This is a genomic window from Micromonospora sp. NPDC005367 (assembly GCF_040606825.1).
Lineage (GTDB): Bacteria > Actinomycetota > Actinomycetes > Mycobacteriales > Micromonosporaceae > Micromonospora.
The window spans coordinates 13,923-38,588 of the sequence record NZ_JBEXFP010000025.1; the positions used below are offsets into that span (position 1 = coordinate 13,923).

Below are 24,666 nucleotides of genomic sequence, written 5' to 3' on the forward strand. Positions count from 1 at the left end.
CAACCGATCGGTTGCGGGCCCCTTCTCCATCGTCGACGGTCAGAGGATCGTCCAGGTGTCTCCGCTGCTCAGCAGGCCGGCGAGCTGCTGCTCGGGGGTTTCGGTGACCTCCGCCCGGGCGGCGTCGAGCTGGGTACGCACCACGTTGTCGTAGGACGGCCGGTCGACCGCGCGGAACACCCCGATCGGGGTGTTGCGCAGGTCCAGGCCGGGCAGCCGGGACAGCGCGAACGCGTACGCCGGGTCGGTGACGTTCGCGTTGTGCACGACGATCTCCTCCGGGCGGGTCGTCGCGGTCTCCCGCACCTCCAGGCCGAAGCCGCCCGGCGGGTGTACGACGCAGAACTGCCCGTCCTTGCCGAACGTGATCGGCTGTCCGTGCTCCAGCCGAATCAGGTAGTCGTCGCGGGTCTCGTGTTCCTTGAGCTGTTCGAACGCGCCGTCGTTGAAGATGTTGCAGTTCTGGTAGATCTCCACGAACGCCGATCCCTGGTGTTCGGCGGCGGCGCGCAGCACCGACTGGAGGTGCTTGCGGTCGGAGTCGATGGTGCGGGCCACGAAGGTGGCCTCCGCGCCGAGGGCCAGGGAGAGCGGGTTGAACGGTGCGTCCGCCGAGCCGACCGGGGTCGACTTGGTGATCTTCCCGACCTCGGAGGTGGGGGAGTACTGCCCCTTGGTGAGTCCGTAGATCCGGTTATTGAAGAGCAGGATCTTGAGGTTGACGTTGCGTCGCAGCGCGTGGATCAGGTGGTTGCCGCCGATGGAGAGCGCGTCGCCGTCGCCGGTCACCACCCACACCGAGAGGTCGGGCCGGGTGGCCGACAGGCCGGTGGCGATCGCCGGGGCGCGGCCGTGGATGGAGTGCATCCCGTACGTGTTCATGTAGTACGGGAAGCGCGACGAGCAGCCGATGCCGGAGATGAAGACGGTCCGCTCCCGCGGAATGTTCAGCTCCGGCATGAAGCCCTGAACGGCCGCCAGGATCGCGTAGTCGCCGCAACCCGGGCACCAGCGCACCTCCTGGTCGGACTTGAAGTCCTTGGCGGTGAGCTTGAGGGCGATGGGCTCAGACATTCTTGAGGACCTCTTCCAGCATCGTCTCCAGCTCGGCGGCGGTGAAGGGCAGGCCGCGGACCTGGTTGTAGCCGATCGCGTCGACCAGATACCTCGCGCGGATGACGTGCGCCAGCTGGCCTAGGTTCATCTCGGGGATGACCACGCGGTCGTACGAACGGAGCACCGCACCCAGGTTGGCCGGCATCGGGGCGAGGTGCCGCAGGTGCGCCTGCGCCACGGAGAGGCCGCGCTGACGCAGGCCCCGGCAGGCCGCGCCGATCGGCCCGTACGTCGAGCCCCAGCCGAGCACCAGCACCCGCGCGTCGCCGTCGGGGTCCTCGACCTCGACGTCCGGCACCGGGATCGTCTCGATCCGGGCGGCCCGGGTACGGACCATGAAGTCGTGGTTCGCCGGGTCGTAGGAGATGTCGCCGGTCTTGTCGGCCTTCTCCAGTCCGCCGATCCGGTGCTCCAGACCGGGAGTGCCGGGGATGGCCCACGGGCGGGCCAGCGTCTCCGGGTCGCGCAGGTACGGCAGGAAGGTGGTGCCGTCCTCGCCGTTGGGGGTGGTGGCGAACTCGACGCGCAGGTCGGGCAGGGAGTCGACGTCGGGCAGCAGCCACGGCTCCGAGCCGTTGGCGACGTAGTTGTCCGACAGCAGGATCACCGGGGTGCGGTAGGTGAGGGCGATCCGGGCGGCTTCCAGGGCCGCGTAGAAGCAGTCCGCGGGGGACTTCGGTGCGATCACCGCGACCGGGGCCTCGCCGTGGCGGCCGTAGAGGGCCAGGTTCAGGTCGGCCTGCTCGGTCTTCGTCGGCATACCGGTCGACGGGCCGGCCCGCTGCACGTCGACGATGACCAGCGGCAGTTCCAGGGCCACCGCGAGGGAGATCGTCTCGCTCTTGAGGGCGACGCCCGGGCCGCTGGTGGTGGTGATGCCGAGCGCGCCGCCGTACGACGCGCCCAGTGCCGCGCCGACCGCGGCGATCTCGTCCTCGGCCTGCATGGTGAGCACGCCGAACTTCTTGTGCTTGCTCAGCTCGTGCAGGATGTCCGACGCCGGGGTGATCGGGTAGGCGCCGAGGAAGACCGGCAGGCCGGAGCGGACACCGGCGGCGACCAGGCCGAGCGAGAGCGCCGCGTTGCCGGTGATGTTGCGGTAGGTGCCGGGCGGCATCTGCGCCGGCTTCACCTCGTAGCGGACCGCGAAGTCCTCGGTCGTCTCGCCGAAGTTCCAACCGGCCCGGAAGGCGGCCACGTTCGCCGCGACCAGCTCCGGCCGGCGCGCGAACTTGCGCTCCAGGAACCGCAGCGTCGACTCGTACGGCCGGGAGTACATCCAGGAGAGCAGCCCGAGGGCGAACATGTTCTTGGCCCGCTCGGCGTCCTTCTTGGACACGTCCTGGTCGGCGAGGGCGCCGATCGTCATCGAGGTGAGCGCCACCGGGTGCACCGCGTAGCCGGCGAGCGTGTCGTCCTCGAGCGGGCTGACCTGGTAGCCGACCTTGGCCAGGTTGCGCTTGGTGAACTCGTCGGTGTTGACGATGATGTCCGCGCCGCGAGGAAGGTCGACCAGGTTGGCCTTGAGCGCGGCCGGGTTCATGGCCACCAGCACGTTGGGCGCGTCGCCGGGAGTGAGGATGTCGTAGTCGGCGAAGTGCACCTGGAAGCTCGACACGCCCGGCAGGGTGCCGGCGGGGGCCCGGATCTCCGCGGGGAAGTTGGGCAGGGTGGAGATGTCGTTGCCGAGCTGGGCCGTCTCGGAGGTGAACCGGTCGCCGGTCAGCTGCATGCCGTCGCCGGAGTCGCCGGCGAACCGGATGACCACCCGGTCCAGTTGACGGATCTGCTTGCTCACGCCTGCACCTCGCTTCGCTGCGCGCGGTGGCGGCTCGAGTTGCTGGTGACCCCGCCTTGCCCGGCCACGCGACCTCCCTTACGCACCCTGCACCGCGCCGGCCGTGGCTGGCCCGGCCCGCATGTGGTTTCTCACCTGAGAGCCTACGTCGGACCGACCCGCCACCTTCCCCGGAGGTTCATCGACTGGGACCGGATTGGGGGGTGAAATTCACCACTTCGTGGCGTTTCGCATCTCCTGCCGTAATAGAGATCACGATCGGCCGATGTCTCGGGCTCGTGGATCAAACTCTCGCGTCGTGCCCGTCCGGCACCACCGGCCGGATGAGCCGTCGACGCCAGGCCGCTCCGGCCAGCCAGAACGCCAACACGATGAGCAGCGTCGAGACCACGACGAGGATCATCGCGATCCGCCGTTGCGGGGAGCCGCCCGGCTCGTCTGGCAGCGTCCCGCCGGCGCCCAGGACGCCCTGCGAGCCGGTCGGCGCGGGCGCGGCCACCAGGGTGGCCAGCGCGACCGCGGCGCTGATCCGGAAGCTCATCTGCACCTGCCGGGCATCGCCGCGGGCCGGCACGAGCCGGGCGACCACCGCGCCGCCAAGCGGTGCGTCCCGCTGGGCGGCCGGCGTGGCCTCGACCGGCAGCCGGAGGCTCACGTGGTGTCCGGCCCGGATCGCACCCAGGTCGCAGCGGGTCCGGGTCGGGTCGAGCGGCACGCAGCCGGTGGGTGGTGTCGGCACGCTGACTCCGGCGGGCAGGCGCACGTCGATCCGGCCCGTGGCGTCCGCCGTGCCGGTGTTGGTCAGCCGTACGGCGAGGTCCGTGGCGGTCCCGCTGATGTCGAAGGTGACCTCGTCGGCTTCGAGCGCGATGCCGGCCGCCGGGGGCCCCGGTGGGAAGAGCACCGCGAATCCCTCGTCGTCGCCGGCCGATCCCGGCACTCCGGGGGCGCTCGCGGTGACCGCGACCGAGCCGCCCAACGGCATCCGCCGCCACGCGTCGCCGGCGACCCGGAGGCGGATCAGGCTGCTGAACCGGGCGCCCGGGGGCGCGGTCCACTCGCCGCAGCGGTACGCGCCGCCGCCGGTCGCCGCGCAGCCGGCCGTGCCGGCGTCCGTCACCCCGGTGGGCAGCCGGTACGACAGGGCGACCCGAGCGGTCCTGCTCCCGGTGTTGGTGACGGTGACCCGCAACGTGGTGACCGTGCTGCCCGCGTTCCAGTACGCGGGGGGCAGGGTGACGTCTCCGGTGCTGACCCGTACCCCGAGCGGATGCGGCGCCGGAGCGCTGTGCGGCGCCGACGGCTGGACCGGTGGTCTCGGCGGCCTGGCGGGCGTCCCCGTGGGCGGCGCGGCGGTGGTGGGCTGCGCCGTCCACGGCGTGCCGGTGCTCGGCAGGGGTGGGTCACTCGTCGGTGGCGCGCTGGTCTCCTGCGGCGGATCGATGGTCGGTGGTGCGGTCGTCGGACCCGGGTCGGTACCGGTCGGTTCCGTAGTCGGCGTCTCTTCGCCCTGCTCGTCGGGGTCGGTGAGCACAGCGACCGGGCTGGCCGCAGGGTCACCGGGCGCGGCCGGGCCCGGCATCACGGCGAGGGCGGTGAGCACGCAGAGCGTGACGGTCACCCCGAGCGCGGGCACGGCACGCCGACGCCGCGCTCGCCCGGCCGGTACGTCCACGCTGGCCATCTGCCCTCCGATGAGAACGGATCAGGGGTCCCATCGTCGGTACCGTTGCCGCACGACACCAGTCCCGTCCGGAAACAAATCCGTAACGTGTCCGGAAATGGTCAACCGGCCGGGCGGTAGGCTGCCGATCGTGGACGGTTACCTGGGCTCGTACGCGACGCTCGGGCTCCTGCTGCTCGTCAGCGTCCTCTTCTTCGTGGTGGCGTTCACCGCCAACCGGGTGCTGCGTCCGAGCCGCCCCGCCGAGCCGGCCGGCAAGCGGGCGAGCTACGAGTGCGGGATCGATCCGGTCGGCGGCGACTGGGCGCAGATGCAGATCCGCTACTACGTGTACGCGTACCTCTACGTGCTCTTCGCGGTCGAGGCGGTGTTCCTCTTCCCCTGGGCCGTGGTCTTCGACCGGCCCGGGTTCGGCCTGGTCACGGTCGTCGAGATGGCGATCTTCGTGGCGGTGCTGGCGCTCGGCATCCTCTACGCCTGGCGTCGCAACATCCTGCGCTGGACCTGACGCGGTGCGGTCGGCGGCTCGATCAGGCCAGGCCGCGCCGGGTCGCCGCCGGCGGGCGGTCGCCGCGGATCGAGGCGACCATGTCGAGCACCCGGCGCGTGGCGCGCACCTGGTGGGCCCGGAACACCCGGGCGCCCAGCCAGGCGGAGACGACGGTCGCGGCGAGCGTGCCCTCCAGCCGCTCGGCGACCGGCAGGTCCAGCGTCTCCCCGACGAAGTCCTTGTTGGAGAGCGCGACCAGCAGCGGCCAGCCGGTGGCGGTCAGCTCGTCCAGCCGCCGGGTGATTTCCAGCGAGTGCCGGGTGTTCTTGCCGAAGTCGTGCGCCGGGTCGATGAGGATCCCGTCGGGGCGTACACCCAGCGCGACCGCTCGTTCGGCGAGCCCGGTCACCGTGGCGACCACGTCGGCCACGACGTCGTCGAAGGCGGCCCGGTGCGGGCGGGTCCGGGGTGCCAGCCCGCCGGCGTGCGAACAGACGAGCCCGGCACCGGTCTCCGCGGCCACTCGGGCCAGCGCGGGGTCCGCGCCGGACCAGGTGTCGTTGAGCAGGTCGGCGCCGGCGGCCACCGCTTCCACGGCGACCTCCGCACGCCACGTGTCGATGGAGATCACCACCTCCGGGAAAGCGGCGCGGACGGCGGCGATGGTGCCGACCGTACGTCGGATCTCCTCGGTGACGTCGACCTCGGCGCCCGGGCCGGCCTTCACCCCGCCGATGTCGATGATCTCGGCGCCCTCGGTCACCGCGCGTTCCACCGCCCGCAGGGCGCTGTCCGCCTCGAACGTTGCCCCCCGGTCGAAGAACGAGTCCGGCGTGCGGTTGACGATCGCCATCACCACCAGCTCACCGGGGGCGAACGTCCGCCCACCGAGCCGCAGCTCCCCGGCCATTGCCGCCTCCCTCACCGAAGCCCTGCGGGCGGTTCCCCGCATCGGCCGGTCCCGACGCTAACCCCTCCGCCGGCGCACCGTTCGAACGGTCCGTCGGCCCGGCGTCGGTGGCGGGCTCGCTCCGGTCCGTTCGGCATGCCACGATCTGTGCATGGGTCAGCTTCTGCTCATGCTGGTCGTGGCGTTGACCGTCGCGGCGGTGGTGTTCGGGGTGACAGCACTGGTCACCGGTCGTGATCCTGGCCTGGTGCCGGCCGAACCGGACGGACGCGCCGTGCCGCTGCCGGGCGACCGGCCGTTGCGGGAAACGGACGTCGAGGAGATCCGGTTCGACACCGTGCTGCGTGGGTACCAGATGGCTCAGGTCGATCGGGCGTTGCGTCGCGCCGCCTACGACATCGGCTACAAAACCGAGCTGATCGGTGTGCTGGAAGCGGAGGTAGCCGCGTTGCGGGAGGGGCGGACGGCGGACGCGGAAACCCTGCGGCGGGCCCGCGAGCAGGCGGATGCCGCTGCGTCGGCGTCCACCGGCGTCGCCGCCGTGCCCGGCACGACAACCCCAGGCGACCGGACGTTCGAGGCGGCGGCCGGCCAGCCCGAGGTGGCGGTCACCGGGGCCGAGCCCTTCGTCACCGCCGACGGCGCCGCGACCCGCGGGACCACCTTCATCGGCCCCACCTCCTCCCCGGCCGACCCGGACGACGCGGCAGCCGGCCGGAGCAAGCCAGCTGACGGCTCCGGCGGGCACGGCCCGGTGGTGCGCTCGGAGCCGGTGTGACCGCAGACCGGTGCGGGGACGACCTGCCCGAGGCGGCCCAGCCGGGCGCCGGCGAGGTGACCGCGACGGTCATCGTCGACGCCCCGGCGGAACGGGTCTTCGCCGCGTTGCTCGCCTGGGAGCGGCAGTCCGACTGGATCCCCTTCACCCGGGTACGGGTGGTCGAGGGCGACGGCCGGGAGGGCAGTCTCGTCGAGGCGCTGACCGCGCTCGGCCCGACCGAGATCCGGGACGAGATGCGGGTGGTCCGGGTCGACGAGCCCTACGAGATCGGGGTGGTGCACTGCGGCTCGTTGCTGCGCGGCCCGGGCGTGCTGCGGTGCACCCCGCTGGCCCGGGACCGCACGCAAGTCGTGTGGCACGAGTGGTTCCACCTGCCCGGTGGCGCCGCCGGCCGGGTCGCCTGGCCGGTGATCTGGCCCGGTTCCAAGCTCGGGCTGACCCGGGCGCTGCGGCGGTTCGGTCGGCTCGTCGAGCAGGGCCGCCTGCCGTGACCGGCGTGGCGGCGCGGCCCGGGTACGGCAGCCGGCACACCCCTACCGATCGGTGACCTGCGCCGTGGGCAGCCCGGCGACGATGGGCGACGGGCTGTCGGTGCTTTGGCCTAGCGTGTGCGAACGTGACTGACCTGGTGATCGGCGCCGACGGGCTACCCCGCTGCGCCTGGGGGGCGAGCACCCCCGACTACGCCGTCTACCACGACACCGAGTGGGGGCAACCGCTGCACGGCGACGACGCGCTTTACGAGCGGATGACACTGGAGGCGTTCCAGTCCGGCCTGTCCTGGCTGACCATCCTTCGCAAACGCCCCGCCTTCCGGTTGGCCTTCGACGAGTTCCGGATCCCGACGGTGGCGGAATACGGCGAGGCCGACGTGACCCGGCTGCTGGCCGACGCCGGGATCGTCCGCAACCGCGCCAAGATCGAAGCTGCCATCGCCAACGCGCGGTCGGCCGCGGAGCTGCCCGAGGGGCTCTCCGCACTGCTCTGGTCGTTCGCCCCGGCCCCACGGCCGGCCCGCCCGGCCTCCTTCGCCGAGGTACCGGCGATCACACCCGAGTCGACGGCGCTGGCCAAGGCGCTCAAGAAGCGCGGCTTCCGGTTCGTCGGCCCGACCACGGCGTACGCGCTGATGCAGGCCACCGGAATGGTCGACGACCATCTCGACGGCTGCCACGTCAAGCCGACCGGCACGGCGTGATGGGATGGGAGGCATGACGACCGACACCGCGCACCGGTCGGACGGGACGAGCCGGACGGCCAGCACCGGCGCCTGGGCCGTCCTGCTGCCCGCCGGCCGCTACGACGCCGAACGGCTGGTGCACCACGACACGCTCGAGCTGACCGGCCTGGACGAGACCGTGCGCCCCCGTCCCGGCGACGACGTGGCGGTGCTGATCGACGAGCCGGTGCGGGTGGTGGCCCTCGGCCGCGTCGCCGCGGCCACCGGCACCCGCCCGGACGACCCGGAAGACCCGCAGTCCGACCGCGAGGCGGCCCTGGTGGTGACGTACACCCGGCGGGCCTTCGACGAGCCGCTGCCGGCCGGCCAGCTCGCCCCCGACCGACCGGTCACCCCGCTCGACCCGGCGATCCACCGGGCGCTGGCCGAGCGGCTCGGTCCGCCGCCGGCCCGACGCACCTGGCTGGTCGGCCTCGACCTGCCGATCGAGGCCGACTCGCCCGCCGAGGCGGTACGCCTCTTCTGGTCGTACGTGCAGGAGCTGGGCCCGCGCGAACTGCCCGCTTTCGTGTCGCCCGCCGGCGACGAACTCGCCATGCAGGCGTTCGTGCTCGGCGCCGAGGCCAACCAGGATCCGGAGGAGGACGACTGAGCCCGGCCGGGAGTGGCCGCGCGGGCGTGACCCGGCTGCCGCGCGCGAGGCCGACCGCTCAGCGTCCCTCGAAGATCGGCCGTTGCTTGGCGACGAAGGCCAGGGTGGCCGCCCGGTGGTCCGTGGTGGCGCCGCAGATGCTCTGCGCCTGAGCCTCGGCCGCGAGCGCGTCGGCGAGGGTGCCGGCGTCGGCGATGGAGAGCTGCCGCTTGATCGCCCCGTACGCGACGGTCGGCCCGGCGGCCAGCCGCGCGGCCAGTTCCTGCGCGGCCGCAAGCACCTGCTCGTCGTCGTCGACCATGCGGTTCAGCAGCCCGAGCCGGCAGGCCTCCTCGGCGCGTACGGGCTCGGCGAGCATCAGCAGCTCGACCGCCTTGGCGTGGCCGACCAGCCGGGGCAGCGTCCACGACGCGCCGGTGTCGGCGGCGAGCCCGACCTTCGCGAACGCCATCAGGAAGCTGGTGCTCGGTCCACCGATCCGGATGTCGGCCAGGAAGGCCAGCGAGGCGCCGGCCCCGGCGGCCATCCCGCGCACCGCCGCCACCACCGGCTTCGGCAGGTTGGCCAGCCGGGCGGCGATCGGGTTGTAGTGCGCCCCGACGGTGGACAGCGGGTCCGTGCTGGGGGATTCCAACGTCGCCACGTGCTCGCGCAGGTCCTGCCCGGCGCTGAACGAGCCACCCGCCCCGGCGAGCACCACGGCCCGGCAGCTGCGGTCGGTCTCCAGCTCGGCCAGGACGTCCCGGAGGGCCTCCTTCAGCGCCACGTCGAACGCGTTCATCGCCTTCGGGCGGTTCAGCGTCAGCGTGACGACGGCGTCGGTCCGGTCGACGAGCAGGGGCTCAGTCACTTTGTTTAACGACCCTTCTGTCGGGCGATGCGGTTGCCGGCGTCGAGGCACCTCTCGACGTACCGGTCGGCGGCCGGTCGCAGCCGGGCCGCGTGCCGGTCGAAGAAGCTGGCGGCGGCGGTGCCGGGCCAGCGTTCGGGAAGCAGCGCGGGCGGCAGCTGCGGGTCCCGGAACAGGAAGGTACGCCACGCGTGCACCAGCCGGAACCGGGCGGCGTACGCCTCCTCGTCCCCGCTGCGCACGTTCACCTTCGCGATCAGGGGCCGCTGCTCGGTCACGAACCGCTCGTACGCCTGCCCGATCTCGTTGAGGTTCCAGGCGCGCCGTACGACCGCCATCGCACCGGGCGTGCCGGCCGCGTGCGCGGCGGTGAACCGTTCGTACCGCACCCCCGCCTCGCTGAGCAGCATGTCGACGTCCTCGCCCGGGCGGGTGGCCACCCAGGTGCACTCGTCGAGCGTCCCGTAGCCGAGGAAGGTGAGGTTCGCGGCGAGCCGTTGGCGCTCCCGACGCGCGTTCGGCGGCTCCAGCACGATGAGGTCGAACCGGCCGTCCCAGCCGATCCGGCCCGTCCGATAGATCCGGGCGGCCGCCTCGTCGAGCCGCCGCGCTGCTTTGGACGTGATCGAATATCCCGGCCCCGAGGCCAGTTTGAGCGGGTCGAGCCAGCCCTGGCGGACCATCCGGGAGACGGCGGTGCGCACGGCCGGCGGGGCGATGCCCAGCGGTGCCAGTAGCTTGACCAGGGCGGCCACCGGTGCCCGGCCGCCCCTCGCCCGGAGGTGGTCGCCGTACAGGTCGAAGAGTGCCGACCGTGCCTGCATGACCGCACATTGTGACAGGCCTTCTCAAGATAAGCTAGATGCTGTTACATCAATACTGCTTCGGTTTGGGTCCGGCGGTGTTCATCAGGGAAAATCGTTGGTCGACGCCCCCGCGAAGGCTGCGGGTGGTCGTGATGAAGTGGCTGTGGGGCAACCCACCGACCCTGGTGTAGGTCTGAGGGGAGACAACATGGCGGCGATGAAGCCGCGGACGGGCGACGGTCCGCTGGAAGTCACCAAGGAGGGCCGGGGCATCGTCATGCGAGTCCCGCTGGAGGGCGGTGGCCGGCTCGTCGTCGAGATGACTCCCGACGAGGCCAATGCGCTCGGTGACGCACTGAAGGCGGCCGCCGGCTGATCGAGGAACGGTCTGGGCGGCGGCGGCCGTCCCGACGGTTCGTCATACCCTGAGCCACCGGCCCGGCCGGTGGCTCAGGGCTTCACCGGTGCGGAACGCCCCGCACCGAGACTTTCCTGGAGGTACGGTTCCGCGTGCTCGCCATCCGTCTGTTCGCCGAGCCGGACCGGCTCGACACACTCGTCCTGCCCGTCCGAGCGGCCGCAACGGCGCAGGGCGGCGACGCCCCGGCCGTCCCGCTCCCGACCGCGGCCACGCTGCCGGAGGGAGTCGCCGAGGAGGCCGCCGCGCTGGTGCCGGCCGCGCGGCTCACCGGTCGGGCCGGCGAGACCCGGACCCATCTCCGTCCGGGGCGCAGCCCCGGCGTGCTGGTCCTGGTCGGGGTGGGCGACGGGGACGAGGCGGACTGGCGGCGGGCCGGTGCCGCGATCGCCCGGGCGGTTGCCGACGAGGAGCACGCCACGGTCGCGCTGCCGGCCGACGCGTCCCCGGATGCCGTCCGAGGGCTCTACGAGGGGCTGCTGCTGGCCTCCTACCGGTTCCGGCTGACCGACGCCGGTGAGACGCCCGCGCTGGCCCAGGTCGACCTCGTGGTCGCCAACCCGGACGACCACCGGACGGTGGTCGAGACGGCCCGCACCACGGCCCGGGTGACCCGGTTCGCCCGTGACCTCACGAACACGCCCTCCTCGGTGAAGAATCCGCACTGGTTCGCTGAGCAGGTGGCCGAGCGGGCTGACGGGACGCCGGACCTGCACCTGCGGGTACGCGGACCGGTCGAGCTGGCCGCCGAGGGCTTCGGCGGCATCCTCGCCGTCGGCGGTGGCTCGGCGAGCACCCCGCGCCTCGTCGAGCTGGACTGGCGCCCGGCCGACGCCCGTACGCACGTGGTGCTGGTCGGCAAGGGCATCACCTTCGACACCGGCGGCATCTCGATCAAGCCGGTGCCGGCGATGAAGCTGATGCGCAAGGACATGGGCGGAGCCGCGGCAGTGGTCGCCGCCACCCTCGGCGCGGCCGCGCTGCGGCTGCCCATCCGGGTCACCACCCTGGCGCCGCTCGCGGAGAACGCGGTGAGCGGGTCGGCGTTCCGCCCCGGCGACGTCATCCGCCACTACGGCGGGGTCACCAGCGAGACCACCAACTCCGACGCCGAGGGGCGGCTCGTCCTCGCCGACGCGATCAGTTACGCCGTCCGGGAGCTCAAGCCGGACGTGCTGGTCGACCTGGCCACGCTGACCGGCGCCAACGCGGTCGCGCTGGGCAAGCGGACGGGTGCCCTCTACAGCGAGAACGACGAGCTCGCCGGCAGTTTCCTCGCCGCCGTCGAGGAGGCCGGTGAGCAGGCTTGGCGGATGCCGCTGCCGGCGGACTACGTCGAGTACCTCGGCAGCGAGGTGGCGGACCTGTTCAGCGCGCCGACGCAGGGAGCCGGTTCGGTGCTCGCCGCGCTCTACCTGCGCGAGTTCACCGACGACCTGCATGACCGCTGGGTGCACGTGGACATGTCGGCGCCGTCCTGGGCCGACTCCGACGACGCGGAGCTGACCAAGGGCGCGACCGGTTGGGGCGTACGTTCGCTGCTGCGCTGGCTGGCGACCTTGAGCTGACCGGCGGGCGGTACCCGGCCCCGGCGGACCGACGGCCCGCCGGGGCGGGTCAGCACTTGACCGCGGCGAGCAGCCCGTGCCCGGCCGGCAACAGGGCGGGGATCCAGTGCTCCGACTCCCGGATCGCCTTGATCGTCTCCCGTACGGTCACCGTCTCCGCGTCCCGCGCGGCCGGGTCCCCGATCCGGCCACCGGCCAGCACCCCGTTGAGCACGAGGACGCCGCCGGGGCGCAGCAGCCGCAGCGCCGCCTCGACGCAGGCGTGGAAGCCGGTCACCTCGGCGTCGACGAAGAGCAGGTCGTACGCGCCGTCCGCCAGCCGCGGCAGCACGTCGAAGGCGCGGCCGGTGATGATCCGGGTACGCCCGGTCGGGAAGCCCGCCTCGGTGAAGATCCGTCGGGCGATCCGTTGATGCTCCACCTCGACGTCGATGGTGGTGAGTACGCCGTCCGTGCGCATCCCGCGCAGCAGCCAGACCCCGCTGACTCCGGTGCCGGTGCCGATCTCCACCACCGCGCGGGCGTTGCCGGCGGCGGCGAGCAGGCGCAGCGCTGCGCCCGCGCCGGGGGTAACCGCGTCGAGACCGACCTCGCGGGCCAGGCTGCGGGCGGTGCGGAGCACGAGATCCTCGGTGACGTACGACTCGGCGAACTGCAGGGCCGGGTTCGAACTGCCAGAACCGGCGACCGTGGCGATGGGGCACCTCCGGGCGGCGAAGTGGTGCAAGGGGTGGGTTCGCGGCTATGAGCCTAGAGGCGGCCCTCCGTACGCGCAGCCGCGCGTCCCGCCCGCGCGATCACGGTGACAACCGCTGACCCCATCCCGGACATCCGTGCAATCCTGGAGGCGGTGTCCCGTCAGCCGCGGCCCGGACGCGCTTGTCGTGGTCGTGAGACGCGGGGCCCGGGGGACGGACTGGGAGGCACCGACGTGACCGACGGCTGGGACTGGCGCCGGCCCGGTGATGCTCCGGCACCAGCGGCACCGCCGGAGGTGGGCGGCCAGCCGGCCACCACGCCGGGGTACCCGGTCGACCGCGAGGCATCGCCCTGGTGGTCCGACGCGCTCACCGACCCGTGGCGGGACCCTGCGGCGCCCGCCGCGGTGGTCGTCCCGCTGACCGGTCACAGCGGTACGGAGCCCGAGCCGGTCAGTGATCCGGACGCGCCGGGTCGGCCACGGCTCCGCGAGGTCCTTCTCATCCCACTGGTGACGGCTCTGCTCGCGGGCGCTCTCGGCGGTGCCCTCGGTTACGCGCTGGCGGTTCGCGGCGGCGGCGCGGCCGGCACGGTGCTGGGTGCCGACCCGGGTCAGGCCCCCGCGCTCGCCCAGCGTCGACCGGAATCCCTGGCCGCGGTCGCCGAGCGGGTGCTGCCCAGCGTCGTGACCGTGCGAGTGAGCAGTCTCGGCGGTACGAGCGAGGGTTCCGGCTTCATCGCGAGCGCCGACGGGCACGTGATCACCAACGACCACGTGGTGGCCGGCGGCACCGGCCGGGCCTCGGTGATCTTCAACGACGGCACCTCTTCCCCGGCCAAGCTGATCGGCCAGGACCCGGAATCGGACATCGCGGTGATGAAGGTGGAGCGTTCCGGCCTGCGGCCGGTGGAGTTCGGTGATTCCGACGCGCTGGCCGTGGGCGATCCGGTGCTGGCCATCGGCTCGCCGCTGTCGCTGACCAACACGGTCACCGCCGGCATCGTGAGCGCCCTGGACCGGACGATGCAGGCCGGGGAGCCCGGCGGCCCGGTTCGCTACTACGCGGCGATCCAGACCGACGCCGCGGTCAACCACGGCAACTCGGGCGGTCCGCTGGTCGACGCGGCCGGCCGGGTGATCGGAGTGAACTCAACCATCAAGTCGTTGGTCTCCGAGGGGCAGGAGGCCGGCAACATCGGCCTCGCCTTCGCCATCCCGATCAACCAGGCGAAGCGGGTCACCCAGGACATCATCGGCACCGGCAGGGCCCGGCGTACGGTGATCGGCGCCCAGGTCGGTGGGCCGAACGCGGCAGTTTCCGGCGGCGGCGTACGCCTCGAATCGGTCGAGCCGTCCGGCCCGGCCCAGGCGGCCGGGCTCAAGGCCGGAGATGTGGTCCTGCGGCTGAACGGGCGGCCGATGACCGAGCCGACTGATCTGATCGCACTGGTCCGCAAGTTCGCCCCCGGCTCAGTGGTCACGGTCGAGTACCGCAGGGGGTCGACCAGGCAGAACGCTTCTGTGACCTTGGCTGCGGACGCGAAGTGAACACTCTGTCACCCCCTCCCCGGTCCGCCTCCATCGTGCGTAGTCTTGCTCCTGACGCCGAGAGGGGGCCCGCAGGATGCTCGACAACCTGAACTGGTGGGAGATCGGTGCGCTGCTTCTTCTAGCGCTGCTGATCTTCGGTGACCGGCTGCCCGCCGTCATCAGCGACGGGCTGCGAATGCTACGCAGTCTGCGCAACATGGCCCGCAACGCCACCAGTGACCTGAGCAAGGAACTCGGCACCGACATCCAGCTCGAGGATCTGCACCCGAAGGCGTTCATCCGCAAGCACCTGCTCAGCGAGGAGGAGGAGCAGGCGATCCGGAAGCCGCTGCAGGGCGTCTACGACAACCTGCGCGCGGACGTCACCGGCGTGCACAACGAGCTGAAGGACGTGGCCAACGCCGCCGACCCGCGGTCGAACGGCCGTACGTCCACCGCTACGGACAGCGCGTCCTCGGCGCCCGCCCAGCGCGTCAGCTACGACGACGCCACCTGACCACACCCGCTCGGTCCGGCTGGGTCGGGTGGGCTGGGCCGGGTCGGTCGGGTCGCTGGACCGGGCCGGGGGTCGGTGTGGCGGGTCGGGATGCCCGGTGGGGCAGCGCCAGGTCGCTGTCAGCACGGTCGGGGAAACCCCGCGGCCACCGCTGCGGGCGGAGGCTGATACTCGGGGTTCGCACCCTTTAGAGCTGAGTCGTTCACGTCATCGCGCAACCGATCGTCGTTCGGGTCATCGCAACCGATCGTCGTTCGCGTCATCGCGCAATCGATCGCCGTTCGCGTCATCGTGCGGCTGATCACGCAAATCGTGCGGTCGATCACGCCAGCGCGGCCGGTGCCGCACGGGGCAGCGGCGTAACCCGCCGTGAATCGGCTACGACATCAGCTCTAAAGGCGTACACCCGCGGTGCACTCGTCGGCGCGCGAGAGGCACCAGAGGCACCAGAGGCCCCAGGTGGGCGCAGGTGTCAGCGACCGGCAGGCTTGAGACCGAGCGGTTTGCCCAGCAGCGACTCACGCCGTACGGCGAGGCGGTCGGCCACCTGGCCCAACGCCGCCGCGGCGGGCGACTCCGGCGCGGACAGCACGATCGGATCGCCCACGTCACCGGCCTCCCGCACCCGGGTGTCCAGCGGGATCTGCCCGAGCAGAGGCACCTGGGCGCCGATGGTCCGGCTCAGCGACTCGGCGACGGTCTGCCCGCCACCGGAGCCGAAGACCTCCATCCGGGAACCGTCCGGCAGCTCCAGCCAGGACATGTTCTCGATCACGCCGACCACCCGCTGGTGGGTCTGGAGCGCGATGGCGCCGGCCCGCTCCGCGACCTCGGCGGCGGCGGCCTGCGGGGTGGTCACCACGAGGATCTCCGAGTTGGGCAACAGCTGGGCCAGCGAGATGGCCACGTCGCCGGTGCCCGGCGGCAGGTCGAGCAGGAGCACGTCCAGGTCGCCCCAGTAGACGTCCGCGAGGAACTGCTGCAACGCCCGGTGCAGCATCGGGCCGCGCCACACCACGGCGGCGTTGCCGGCGGTGAACATGCCGATCGAGATGACCTTCACGCCGTGCGCCTGTGGCGGCATGATCATGTCTTCGACCCGGGTCGGGAGTCCGTCCGCGCCGAGCATCCGGGGCACCGAGTGACCGTAGATGTCCGCGTCGACGACGCCGACGGAGAGCCCCCGTGCGGACAGCGCCGCAGCCAGGTTGACCGTGACGCTGGACTTGCCGACGCCGCCCTTGCCGCTGGCCACCGCGTAGACCCGGGTGCGGGAGCCGGGCTGGGCGAACGGGATCACCGGGTCGGCGCTCGCCGTACCGCCGCGCAGCTTCGCCTGCAGCGACTGGCGCTGCTCGGGGCTCATGACCCCGAACTCGATCTTCACACCGTTCACGCCGGGCACCGCGGCGACCGCGGCGGTGATGTCCGCGCGCAGCTTGTCCTTCAGCGGGCAGCCGGCGACGGTGAGCAGCAGTTCGACCCGTACCACGCCGTCCGGGCCGATCAGCGCGGACCGGACCATGTCCAGCTCGGTGATGGGCCGACGGATCTCCGGGTCGTTGACCGTGGCCAGAGCGGCCTGGATCGCGTCCTCGACGGTGCTGGCGGGTGCTGACATGCACGCAATGCTACGTCGGTCGGTATCCGCTGCCGCGTCGCCGGGGGGCGGTGTGAGCGAATCGATGGGTCTCGGCGGCCACCCGACGGGGGGTGGACGACCACTCGGCGAAGTGGGACTATCGAGACGGAACGCCGCTCGCCTGGCCCCTTGAGGCGCGCGGCGTTCAAGCGTCCGGAGCGGCGTACGCGCCGAGGCGACAGCGCCTCGCAGCCGGTCAGCCGTTCGGGTTACGGCGTGTCGTGGAGTCCCCCTGGCCGTCCCGGGTGAAGTCGCCGTCCAGCTCGTCCCGGGGTTCCTCCAGCCCTTCGTTGCCCGTCGCGCGGGCCTTCCCCTGCTGGCGCTGTTCGAGTCGTTGCCGGCGCTGGTTCGCCTCGTCGAGTTCCTCGGCCAGCCGGGCCAGTTCGGTGCGGACGAAGTCCCGGGTGGCCACCTCGCCCAGGGCGATCCGCAGCGCGGCGATCTCCCGGGCCAGGTACTCGGTGTCCGCCTTCTGCGCGGTCGCCCGCCGCCGGTCCTCCTCCAGCGCCACCCGGTCCCGGTCCGCCTGCCGGTTCTGCGCCAGCAGGATGAGCGGCGCCGCGTAACTGGCCTGCAGGGACAGCACCAGCGTGAGGAACGTGAAGGTGTACGGGTCGAAGCGGACGCTGGGCGGGGCCAGCGTGTTCCAGCCGAACCAGATCCCGATCACCAACGTCATGTAGACGATGAAGTTGGCGGTGCCCATGCTCCGGGCGATCCCCTCCGACCAGCGTCCGAAGGCCTCCGGGTCGAAGCGGGGCAGCTTGACGCCCCGAGGCTCGCGCGGCTGGTCGAGGCGGCCGGCCCGCTGCCGCTCAGCCATCCGCGCCGTCCGGTGTCGTGACCTGGGACGGGGCGCCGATCGTGTCCCGATCCCGCCAGTCGCGCGGCAGCGAGTGGTCCAGCACGTCGTCGACCGTGACCGCGCCGACGAGCCGGTTGTTCTGGTCGATGACCGGCATGGCGACCAGGTCGTACGTGGCCATCCGGCGGGTGATCTCCGGCAGCGGGGTGGCCGGCTGGAGCGGGTCGATGTCGTTGACCACCACCCCGCCGAGCATGTCGGCCGGCGGCTCGCGGAGCAGCCGCTGGAAGTGCACCATGCCCAGATAGCGCCCGGTGGGCGTGGTCATCGGGGCGCGGGCCACGAATACCTGCGCCGCCACCGCGGGCGAGAGCTGGGGCTCCCGGATCCGCGCCAGCGCCTCGGCCACGGTGGCGTCCGGCGGCATGATGACCGGCTCGGAGGTCATCACGCTTCCCGCGGTGCCCGGGCTGTACTTGAGCAGCTGCCGCACCGGGTCGGCCTCGTCCGGCTGCATCAGGTCGAGCAGCACGTCCTGTTCGGGTGGGGGCAGCTCGTTGAGCAGGTCCGCGGCGTCGTCCGGGTCCATCTCTTCCAGCACGTCGGCGGCCCGCTCCCGGTCCAGCGCCGCGAGGATCTCCACCTGGTCGCGTTCGGGCAGCTCGCTGAGCACATCGGCCAGCCGCTCGTCGTCGAGCGCGGCGGCCACCTCGTTGCGCCGCGCGTCCGGCAGGTCCTGCAACACGTTCGCCAGGTCGGCCGGGCGCATGTCCTCCAGCACGGCGAGCAGGTTCGCCGTACCCCGGGCGTCGGCGATCCCGGTCAGCCCACGTACCCGTTCCCACTCGACCTGGTGCAGGTGGCCGCGGCGGGCGAGCCGTCCGGTCTGCTCGCGTACGGCCACCCGGGTGAGGTTCCACTCGCCGCCCCGGCTGCACTCCATCGCCACGTCGACCACCGCGCCGGACTGGCCGCCCGGGTCCAGCTGCACCCGCCGGTCCAGCAGCTCCTGGAGCACCAGCAGTTCGTTCGGGCGCTTCTCGAAGCGGCGCAGGTTGAGTGTGCCGGTGCCGAGTACGACGGCTTCCGCGTCGATCGAGGTGATCCGGTTGATGGAGAGGAAGATCCGGCGGCGCATCGGCATCTCGGCCACCAGGCCCACGATCTCCGGTCGCTGGGTGGGCCGGAGTCGGGCGATCGCGTCGCGGACGCGGCCGACCAGGTCACCGTTCGGATCGAAGACGGCGACTCCGGCGAGCCGGGCGAGGTAGACGCGGGTCGGGGATGTCACGACCACCAGCCTAAGCGCCTAGGGTTTAGCAACATGTCGACCTTGTCCTACGAGATCGTGGACGTCTTCACCGACCGCCCGTTCGCCGGAAATCCGCTAGCCGTGGTGTTCGGTGCCGAGGCCCTGGCCACCGAGCAGATGCAGGCACTGGCACTGGAGTTCAACCTCTCCGAGACGGTGTTCGTGCTGCCGCCGACACAGGCCGGCGCCACCTACCGGGCTCGCATCTTCACCCCGACGGACGAACTGCCGTTCGCCGGCCACCCCAGTGTCGGTGCCGCCGTGGTGGCCGCCCGACGGGGCGTGTTCGGCGTCGGCCAGGTCGCACAGGAGTGCATCGCCGGCATCATGCCGATCGAGGTCACCGAGACCGGGGCGACGTTGACCGGCGGTGTACCGACCCTGGGGCCTGAACTGGACCCGGAACCGCTGCTGGCGATCGCGGGTCTCACCGCGGCCGACCACGCCGGCCCGGCGCCCCGGGTCGCCGGGTGCGGGTTGGAGTTCCCGTATCTGCCGGTCCGCCCCGACGCGGTGGCCCGCGCCCGGGTCGACTCGGCGGCGGCGCAGCGGCTCGGTGTGGACCATGTCTGCGTCTTCTCCTGGGACCCGTCGACGGAAGCTGCGCACAGCCGGGTCTTCGTGCCCGGTATCGGGGTTCCGGAGGACCCGGCGACCGGTTCGGCGGCGCTGGGGCTCGGCGTCTGGCTGGTGGCCAGCGGCCTGCTTCCCGCCGACGGCCGCTCCAGCTACACCGTCCGGCAGGGCATTGAGATCAACCGCCCGTCGGCGCTCGCCTGCACGGTCACGGCGGCGAACGGCGCGGCAGTGGGTACCACGGTGGCGGGTCAGGTCGTCCCGGTGGCCCGGGGCGAGATCATGGTGCCACCGTTCGTCGGCTGAACGGGGCGTACGGCAACGCTGACCCGGGTCGGACAACGGAGGAGAGCGCTGTGACGGACGAGGACGGGCGGCGCAGCACGCCCCTGGTCGACGAGGTGATCAAGAAGGCCGCGGTGGTGTGGGTGAGCGCGTCCGACGGCCCGGCCCGGGCGCTCTGGTGCGCCCCGCTGGAGGGCGCGCTGCTCGTGATCAGCGGTCCCGGTGAGCAGACGGCGCCGGGCCTGGCCGACGCGACCGCGGCGCACGTCACCATGCGCGGCGACCACGGCGGGCGGATCGTGACCTGGCCGGCCCGCGTCGATCGGGTGCTGCCGGGCACCGAGGAGTGGGAGACCGTCGCGCCACTGGTCGCGGCGAAACGGTTGAACGCGCCCGGGTCCGCCACCGACCTGATGCAGCGCTGGGCGGACGACGGCTGCGCGCTGACCCGGCTCACACCGGCCGGCGACCCGGTCGCCGGCGAGGCGCTGCCGACCGGCTCGCTCGCCGAACCGCCCCGGGACACCCCGGCCGCGCGAGCGACCCGCCGGCCGTTCCGGCTGCACCGGGTCCGCCGCCGCTGACCGTCGGGCCGCTCCCGCGATCGCCGTCGCCGTCCCGGCCGGTGGCGTCCGGTGTCGGGCCCGGCCAGTCCGGCTCGTCCGTCAAGCGGCAGCGGTCCGCGGCGGGAGCGTCACACGGGCGGCCGGCCGGCGGTGATCGGCTCGTACCGTGCCGTGGGTAGCTCGAACCGGTCGCCGTCGTCGACCAGGTCGAGCACCTCACTCAGCGAGCCGAGCACCGGGCCGCGCCAGTCGAGGTCGGCGTTGAACACCATGTGTTCGGCGAGGTCCGGCGCGGCCAGCCGGGCCGCGGTCAACCCGGCCCGCTCCGCGCCGGTGAGCTCCTGGCTACCGCCGTCGCCGACGAAGAGACAATCTTGCGGGGCCAGCCCGAGCCGCCGGCACGCCGCCAGGTAGAGCTCCGGATCCGGTTTGCAGCGCCCCACCTGCACCGAGAAGATCCGCACGTCGAGCAGCGGGGCGATGGCCAGGTCCGGCAGAAAGGCCGGCAGTTCGTGGGTGCAGTCGCTGATGACGCCGGTGCGCAGTCCACGTTGGCGTAGCCCCGCCAGCGTCGCCACCGCGTCGGGCCGGAGCCGGGTGTCGGCGCGTACCGCCAGGTGCCGGGACGCCACGGCCGCGCGGACCGCGCCGTCCGACGGGTGTACGCCGGCCTGCGCGCAGACCCAACGCAGGGTCGCCTCGGCATTGCCGAACTGGCCGCTGGCGCGTTGGTAGAACGTCCGGTCCAACACCGCGGTGAACGTGTCGGTGGGACAGCCGAGCAGTTCTGCGGTCCCGCGGTGGCCTGCGCCACGCTGAACGGATCGGGTCAGCGTGCCGAAGAAGTCGAAGAGCACCGCCTGGAACCTGGGCATGGGGAAGCGCCTCCGGGCGTGAGGGGGTCGCCGGCGCGGACCGCGTGATCGTAACGGAGCGCTGACGGTAAGTGTCCATCCGGGTCGTGTGAGGATTGCTCCCCGTGTCCCCAGCCCAGCACCTCCCGCCGCGCAACCCGATGACCGTCGGGGCGCTCGCCCTCGCCGTGGTCGCCGTCTCGTCATCCGCACCGCTGATCGCGTTCGCGGCCGCACCCGCGCTGGCCGTCGCGTTCTGGCGGAACCTGCTCTCGGTCGCTCTGCTGGGTCCGTTCTCGGCGGTCCGGCGCCGCGCGGAGCTGCGTGCGCTCACCGTCGGCGCCGGCCGGCGTGAGGGCCTGTACTGCGTGCTCTCCGGCGTCGCGCTCGCCGGACACTTCGCCACCTGGATGCCGAGCGCCCAGCTGACCTCGGTCGCTGCGGCGACTGCCCTGGGCGCCACCCAGCCGGTGTGGCAGGGGCTGATAGCTCGCGGCCAGGGCCGACGGCTGCCGCCGGTGGTGTGGGCGGGCATCGGGGTCGCGGTCGCCGGCGCGGTGTTCGCCACCGGCGCCGACTTCGCCGTCTCCGGCCGGGCGTTCGCCGGCGACCTGCTCGCGGTGGCCGGCGGCACGTTCGCGGCGATCTACACCGCGTTCGGCGAACGGGCCCGGGTCAGCGTCAGCACCGCCACGTACACCACCGTCTGCTACGGCGTGTGCTCGCTGATCCTGCTGGTCGTCTGCCTGGCCGGCGGCGTACCGGTGACCGGCTTCGACGGCCGCACCTGGCTGGCCATCCTCGCCCTGGTGGCGGGTGCCCAGCTGCTGGGGCACTCGATGTTCAACTACGCGCTGCGGCGGGTCTCCGCCACCACGGTGAGTGTGCTGATCCTGCTGGAAGCGCCGGGCGCCGCCCTGATCGGCTGGGTCTGGCTCGGCCAGTTGCCCCGACCGCTCGCCCTGCCTGGTCTGGCGCTGCTGCTCGCCGGGGTGGTCGTGGTGGTGCTCGGCGCGGCCCGCCGTGCCGCCCCCGCCCCCGTCCCCCCGGACGCCACCCCGCTTCCCGCCCCCCGCTGACGACCCGGGGGCGCACTTTCCTTGGAAGAGTTGCCATTCCGCCGCCGAAACGGCCACTTTCCGTGAAAGTGCGGGGAAGGGGCGTACGGAAGGGCGGGTATGCGAAGGCGCGGGAACGGGGGTGGTGCAGGGCGCGAGGTTGGGCCGGGGACGGCGGTCACGCCCTCGGCCGAGTTCCCACCGCTGGACCAGGAGGAGCTGGGGGCGCTACGCCGCCTCGGCGAGCACTGGCGGGTCCCCCCGGACGGCGCTGCACCCGACCCGGCGCGGCTGCCGCTTGATCCGACGATCGAACGGAGCCGAGCCGAGCCGCTACCCGGTCACTTCGGTCGGCTCGCGCCGATCGCCATGTTCACGGCGGCGGAGCCGGGCGAACTGGTGGCGACCGAGCCGGCCAACATTCCCGGCACCCGCGCAGGTCGGGCGCTGTCCCGATGCCGGCGGGCGTTGTTCGGCCCGCCGCTGACCAGCGCGGCGGTGCTCTACGAGCGGATGCGCAAGCTGGTGGCGCTCCCGGTGCTCTCCTCCGACCTGCTCAGCTCGGTGGCGTACGGGCCGGAGGCGATGCTGGCCGTGCTAGTGCTCGCCGGCAGCGGCGCGCTCGGCCTGTCGCTACCCCTCGTCGCCGTGCTGGCCGTGCTCATGGTCGCGGTGGGTCTGTCCTACCGGCAGACCGTGGTCGCCTACCCGCACGGCGCCGGCTCGTACGTGGTGGCCCTGGACAACCTCGGCGTCCGGCCGGGGCTCGCCGCCGCAGCCGGCCTGATGGTCGACTACGTGCTGACCGTGGCGGTGTCGGTGGCGGCCGGGGTGCACGCGGTCACCTCGGCGCTGCCCGGCCTGGCCCGGTACACCGTGCCGTTCGGGCTGCTGACGATCCTCGTGCTGCTCGCCGGGAACCTGCGCGGGGTGCGGGCCGCCGGCAACCTCTTCGTCTGGCCCACGTACGCCTTCCTCCTCGCGCTGCTCGCGGTGCTCCTGGTCGGCTACGTGCGCGCCGGCGCGCGGGGTTTCGCTCCGCTCCCGCCGCCGCCGGTGCCGGCCACCGAAGGGCTGGGGCTGCTGCTGGTGCTGCGTGCGTTCGCGTCCGGGGCGGTGTCGATGACCGGCATCGAGGCCGTGTCGAACGCCGTCCCCGCGTTCCGCCCGCCCGAATGGCGCAACGCCCGTACGACGCTGAGCTGGATGGTCGGGATGCTGGTCGTGCTCTTCATCGGGCTGACCGTGCTGATCCACCTGAGCGGGCTGGTACCGACCCCGGAGAGGACCCTGCTGTCCCAACTCGCCCGGGCCACGTTCCCCACCGGACCCTGGTTCGCGCTGGTGCAGGCGGCCACCGCGCTGATCCTGCTGCTGGCCGCGAACACCGCGTTCAACGGGTTCCCCCGGCTGCTCTTCTTCATGGCTCGGGCCGGCCACGCGCCGCGCCGGTTCCTGCACATGGGGGACCGGTTGGCGTTCAGCAACGGGCTGGTCGCGCTCGCGGTCACGGCGGGAGTGGTCTTCCTGGTGTTCCGTGGCCGTACCGAGGCGCTCATCCCGCTCTACGCGGTCGGGGTCTTCCTCGCCTTCACCCTGTCGCAGAGCGGCATGGTGGTGCACTGGCACCGGCGACGCGACCGAGGCTGGCGCCGGCGCGCGGCGATCAACGCGCTCGGCGCGTTCCTCTCCGGTCTGGTGCTGGTGACCGCCGCCATCACCAAGTTCACCGAGGGCGCCTGGGCGGTGGTCGTCGCCGTACCGCTGCTGGTGCTGCTCGCGCTCGCCATCCACCGGCACTACCGGCGGCTGCAACGGTCACTGGCCCTGCATCCGCCGCCGGACGGCCGGCGTCCCGGGCCGGCGCTCACCGCGGTGCCGCTGCCCGGCGCGGCCGAACCGGGTGCGCCGGCCGAGGCCCAGGAGCTTCCGCAGCAGGTACGTCACCTCGTGGTGGTGCCGGTCGCCCGCCTGAACCGGGCGTCGCTGCGGGCGCTGGCGTACGCGGCGTCGCTGCGCCAGCCGACTCTGGCCGTGCACATCGCCCCGGAGGACCCGGAGGCGGACCGGTTCCGCGAACAGTGGGAGGCCTGGGGCGACCATGTGCGCCTGGAGACGATCGTGTCGCCCTACCGGACGTCGATCGGACCGCTCGCCCACTACCTCGAGGCGTTGCACGCCTCCCGCCCCGATGTCCTGCTCACCGTCGTGGTGCCGGAGGTGGTGGTGCGGGGACCGTGGCAGCGGTTGCTGCACAGCCGGGCCGAGCATCGCCTGCGCCGGGCCCTGCGAGCCCTGCCCGGCGTGGTGGTGACGAGCCTGCCGGTGCATCTGTCCGACTAGTCCACGCGGCCCGGCGGTCGTCGGACGGGCGCGAGCCGTCGTGTGGCCGGCCCGCCCGGCGGGGCCGGCGACCGTTACCCGGCGCCGACCTGGTCGAGCACGACTTGCGCTGGCCAGCCGCTATCGCTACGTTACTTGAAAATGATTGCCATTTCCGGCCAGGGTGAGAGTATGTCAGGGCACCACCGGGTCACCACGCGTGAACCCATGTCCGGCAAGTCCGTC

Annotated in this window: 24 protein-coding genes; 13 read left to right on the forward strand and 11 right to left on the reverse strand. The window is 72.7% G+C overall.

What is annotated here, in order from left to right; genetic code table 11:
- Positions 1-39: 39 nt before the first annotated feature.
- The 3 genes from ABZS42_RS18640 to ABZS42_RS18650 all read right to left on the reverse strand — a co-directional run bounded on the left by ABZS42_RS18640 (position 40) and on the right by ABZS42_RS18650 (position 4,598).
- Positions 40-1,074, reverse strand: a complete 1,035-nt coding sequence (locus ABZS42_RS18640; protein ID WP_355146812.1) for a 2-oxoacid:ferredoxin oxidoreductase subunit beta — start codon at positions 1,072-1,074, stop codon at positions 40-42.
- Positions 1,067-2,914 carry a 2-oxoacid:acceptor oxidoreductase subunit alpha gene (locus tag ABZS42_RS18645; protein ID WP_355146814.1) on the reverse strand — a complete coding sequence of 616 codons (1,848 nt, stop codon included), beginning with the start codon at positions 2,912-2,914 and terminating at the stop codon, positions 1,067-1,069. Before ABZS42_RS18645 ends, ABZS42_RS18640 begins: the two co-directional genes overlap by 8 nt.
- A gap of 283 nt (positions 2,915-3,197) precedes the next feature.
- A complete protein-coding gene (locus ABZS42_RS18650; protein ID WP_355146816.1) occupies positions 3,198-4,598 on the reverse strand; it encodes a hypothetical protein in 1,401 nt (466 codons plus the stop codon).
- A gap of 130 nt (positions 4,599-4,728) precedes the next feature.
- Between ABZS42_RS18650 and ndhC the strand changes: the two genes are divergently transcribed.
- Positions 4,729-5,106 carry an NADH-quinone oxidoreductase subunit A gene (gene ndhC, locus ABZS42_RS18655; protein ID WP_355146818.1) on the forward strand — a complete coding sequence of 126 codons (378 nt, stop codon included), beginning with the start codon at positions 4,729-4,731 and terminating at the stop codon, positions 5,104-5,106.
- A gap of 22 nt (positions 5,107-5,128) precedes the next feature.
- On the opposite strand, the gene folP is transcribed toward ndhC, so the two are convergent.
- The gene (gene folP, locus ABZS42_RS18660; RefSeq protein ID WP_355146820.1) at positions 5,129-5,998 is read right to left on the reverse strand and encodes a dihydropteroate synthase; all 870 of its coding nucleotides are present in this window, start codon (positions 5,996-5,998) and stop codon (positions 5,129-5,131) included.
- A 151-nt stretch (positions 5,999-6,149) separates the two neighbouring features.
- Here folP and ABZS42_RS18665 point away from each other — a divergent pair, with 151 nt between their 5' ends.
- From ABZS42_RS18665 to ABZS42_RS18680, 4 genes are all read left to right on the forward strand, one after another.
- Positions 6,150-6,776 (forward strand): DivIVA domain-containing protein, encoded by a 627-nt coding sequence (locus ABZS42_RS18665; protein WP_355146822.1) that lies wholly within the window; start codon positions 6,150-6,152, stop codon positions 6,774-6,776.
- Positions 6,773-7,270 carry an SRPBCC family protein gene (locus tag ABZS42_RS18670; RefSeq protein WP_355146824.1) on the forward strand — a complete coding sequence of 166 codons (498 nt, stop codon included), beginning with the start codon at positions 6,773-6,775 and terminating at the stop codon, positions 7,268-7,270. Before ABZS42_RS18665 ends, ABZS42_RS18670 begins: the two co-directional genes overlap by 4 nt.
- A 125-nt stretch (positions 7,271-7,395) precedes the next feature.
- Entirely contained in the window at positions 7,396-7,977 is a 582-nt protein-coding gene (locus ABZS42_RS18675; protein ID WP_355146826.1) for a DNA-3-methyladenine glycosylase I, read from the forward strand.
- A gap of 13 nt (positions 7,978-7,990) precedes the next feature.
- Positions 7,991-8,611 (forward strand): hypothetical protein, encoded by a 621-nt coding sequence (locus tag ABZS42_RS18680; protein ID WP_355146828.1) that lies wholly within the window; start codon positions 7,991-7,993, stop codon positions 8,609-8,611.
- Between the two features lie 58 nt (positions 8,612-8,669).
- Here ABZS42_RS18680 and ABZS42_RS18685 read toward each other — a convergent pair whose 3' ends face one another.
- Positions 8,670-9,461, reverse strand: a complete 792-nt coding sequence (locus ABZS42_RS18685; RefSeq protein WP_355146830.1) for an enoyl-CoA hydratase-related protein — start codon at positions 9,459-9,461, stop codon at positions 8,670-8,672.
- 5 nt (positions 9,462-9,466) lie between these two features.
- The gene (locus tag ABZS42_RS18690) at positions 9,467-10,285 is read right to left on the reverse strand and encodes a PaaX family transcriptional regulator C-terminal domain-containing protein (RefSeq protein ID WP_355146832.1); all 819 of its coding nucleotides are present in this window, start codon (positions 10,283-10,285) and stop codon (positions 9,467-9,469) included.
- Positions 10,286-10,475: 190 nt separating this feature from the next.
- On the opposite strand from ABZS42_RS18690, the gene ABZS42_RS18695 reads away from it, so the two are divergent.
- Both ABZS42_RS18695 and ABZS42_RS18700 read left to right on the forward strand, forming a co-directional pair.
- Positions 10,476-10,643 carry a DUF3117 domain-containing protein gene (locus ABZS42_RS18695; protein ID WP_007455245.1) on the forward strand — a complete coding sequence of 56 codons (168 nt, stop codon included), beginning with the start codon at positions 10,476-10,478 and terminating at the stop codon, positions 10,641-10,643.
- 134 nt (positions 10,644-10,777) lie between these two features.
- A complete protein-coding gene (locus tag ABZS42_RS18700; RefSeq protein WP_355146834.1) occupies positions 10,778-12,253 on the forward strand; it encodes a leucyl aminopeptidase family protein in 1,476 nt (491 codons plus the stop codon).
- 49 nt (positions 12,254-12,302) lie between these two features.
- Here the strand turns inward: ABZS42_RS18700 and ABZS42_RS18705 are convergent, their stop codons facing one another.
- Positions 12,303-12,911: an O-methyltransferase gene (locus ABZS42_RS18705; RefSeq protein ID WP_355146943.1), complete on the reverse strand. Its 609-nt coding sequence runs from the start codon at positions 12,909-12,911 to the stop codon at positions 12,303-12,305.
- A 258-nt stretch (positions 12,912-13,169) separates the two neighbouring features.
- On the opposite strand from ABZS42_RS18705, the gene ABZS42_RS18710 reads away from it, so the two are divergent.
- Together ABZS42_RS18710 and ABZS42_RS18715 are read left to right on the forward strand one after the other, a co-directional pair.
- Positions 13,170-14,501: a trypsin-like peptidase domain-containing protein gene (locus ABZS42_RS18710; protein ID WP_355146945.1), complete on the forward strand. Its 1,332-nt coding sequence runs from the start codon at positions 13,170-13,172 to the stop codon at positions 14,499-14,501.
- A 76-nt stretch (positions 14,502-14,577) separates the two neighbouring features.
- Positions 14,578-15,000 (forward strand): preprotein translocase subunit TatB, encoded by a 423-nt coding sequence (locus tag ABZS42_RS18715; protein ID WP_355146836.1) that lies wholly within the window; start codon positions 14,578-14,580, stop codon positions 14,998-15,000.
- A 472-nt stretch (positions 15,001-15,472) separates the two neighbouring features.
- On the opposite strand, the gene ABZS42_RS18720 is transcribed toward ABZS42_RS18715, so the two are convergent.
- The 3 genes from ABZS42_RS18720 to ABZS42_RS18730 form a co-directional block, all read right to left on the reverse strand.
- Entirely contained in the window at positions 15,473-16,621 is a 1,149-nt protein-coding gene (locus ABZS42_RS18720) for an Mrp/NBP35 family ATP-binding protein (RefSeq protein WP_355146838.1), read from the reverse strand.
- A gap of 217 nt (positions 16,622-16,838) precedes the next feature.
- Positions 16,839-17,465: a DUF1003 domain-containing protein gene (locus ABZS42_RS18725; protein ID WP_355146840.1), complete on the reverse strand. Its 627-nt coding sequence runs from the start codon at positions 17,463-17,465 to the stop codon at positions 16,839-16,841.
- Positions 17,458-18,738: a CBS domain-containing protein gene (locus ABZS42_RS18730; RefSeq protein ID WP_355146842.1), complete on the reverse strand. Its 1,281-nt coding sequence runs from the start codon at positions 18,736-18,738 to the stop codon at positions 17,458-17,460. Before ABZS42_RS18730 ends, ABZS42_RS18725 begins: the two co-directional genes overlap by 8 nt.
- Before the next feature lie 33 nt (positions 18,739-18,771).
- On the opposite strand from ABZS42_RS18730, the gene ABZS42_RS18735 reads away from it, so the two are divergent.
- Positions 18,772-19,641, forward strand: a complete 870-nt coding sequence (locus tag ABZS42_RS18735; RefSeq protein ID WP_355146844.1) for a PhzF family phenazine biosynthesis protein — start codon at positions 18,772-18,774, stop codon at positions 19,639-19,641.
- Between the two features lie 50 nt (positions 19,642-19,691).
- Positions 19,692-20,204, forward strand: coding sequence for a hypothetical protein (locus tag ABZS42_RS18740; protein WP_355146846.1), 513 nt, complete (start codon positions 19,692-19,694; stop codon positions 20,202-20,204).
- 110 nt (positions 20,205-20,314) lie between these two features.
- Here ABZS42_RS18740 and ABZS42_RS18745 read toward each other — a convergent pair whose 3' ends face one another.
- Positions 20,315-21,061: an HAD family hydrolase gene (locus ABZS42_RS18745; protein ID WP_355146848.1), complete on the reverse strand. Its 747-nt coding sequence runs from the start codon at positions 21,059-21,061 to the stop codon at positions 20,315-20,317.
- Positions 21,062-21,201: 140 nt separating this feature from the next.
- Between ABZS42_RS18745 and ABZS42_RS18750 the strand changes: the two genes are divergently transcribed.
- Positions 21,202-22,119, forward strand: coding sequence for a DMT family transporter (locus ABZS42_RS18750; protein ID WP_355146947.1), 918 nt, complete (start codon positions 21,202-21,204; stop codon positions 22,117-22,119).
- 99 nt (positions 22,120-22,218) lie between these two features.
- Positions 22,219-24,441, forward strand: a complete 2,223-nt coding sequence (locus ABZS42_RS18755; RefSeq protein ID WP_355146850.1) for an APC family permease — start codon at positions 22,219-22,221, stop codon at positions 24,439-24,441.
- The last annotated feature ends 225 nt before the right edge of the window (positions 24,442-24,666 follow it).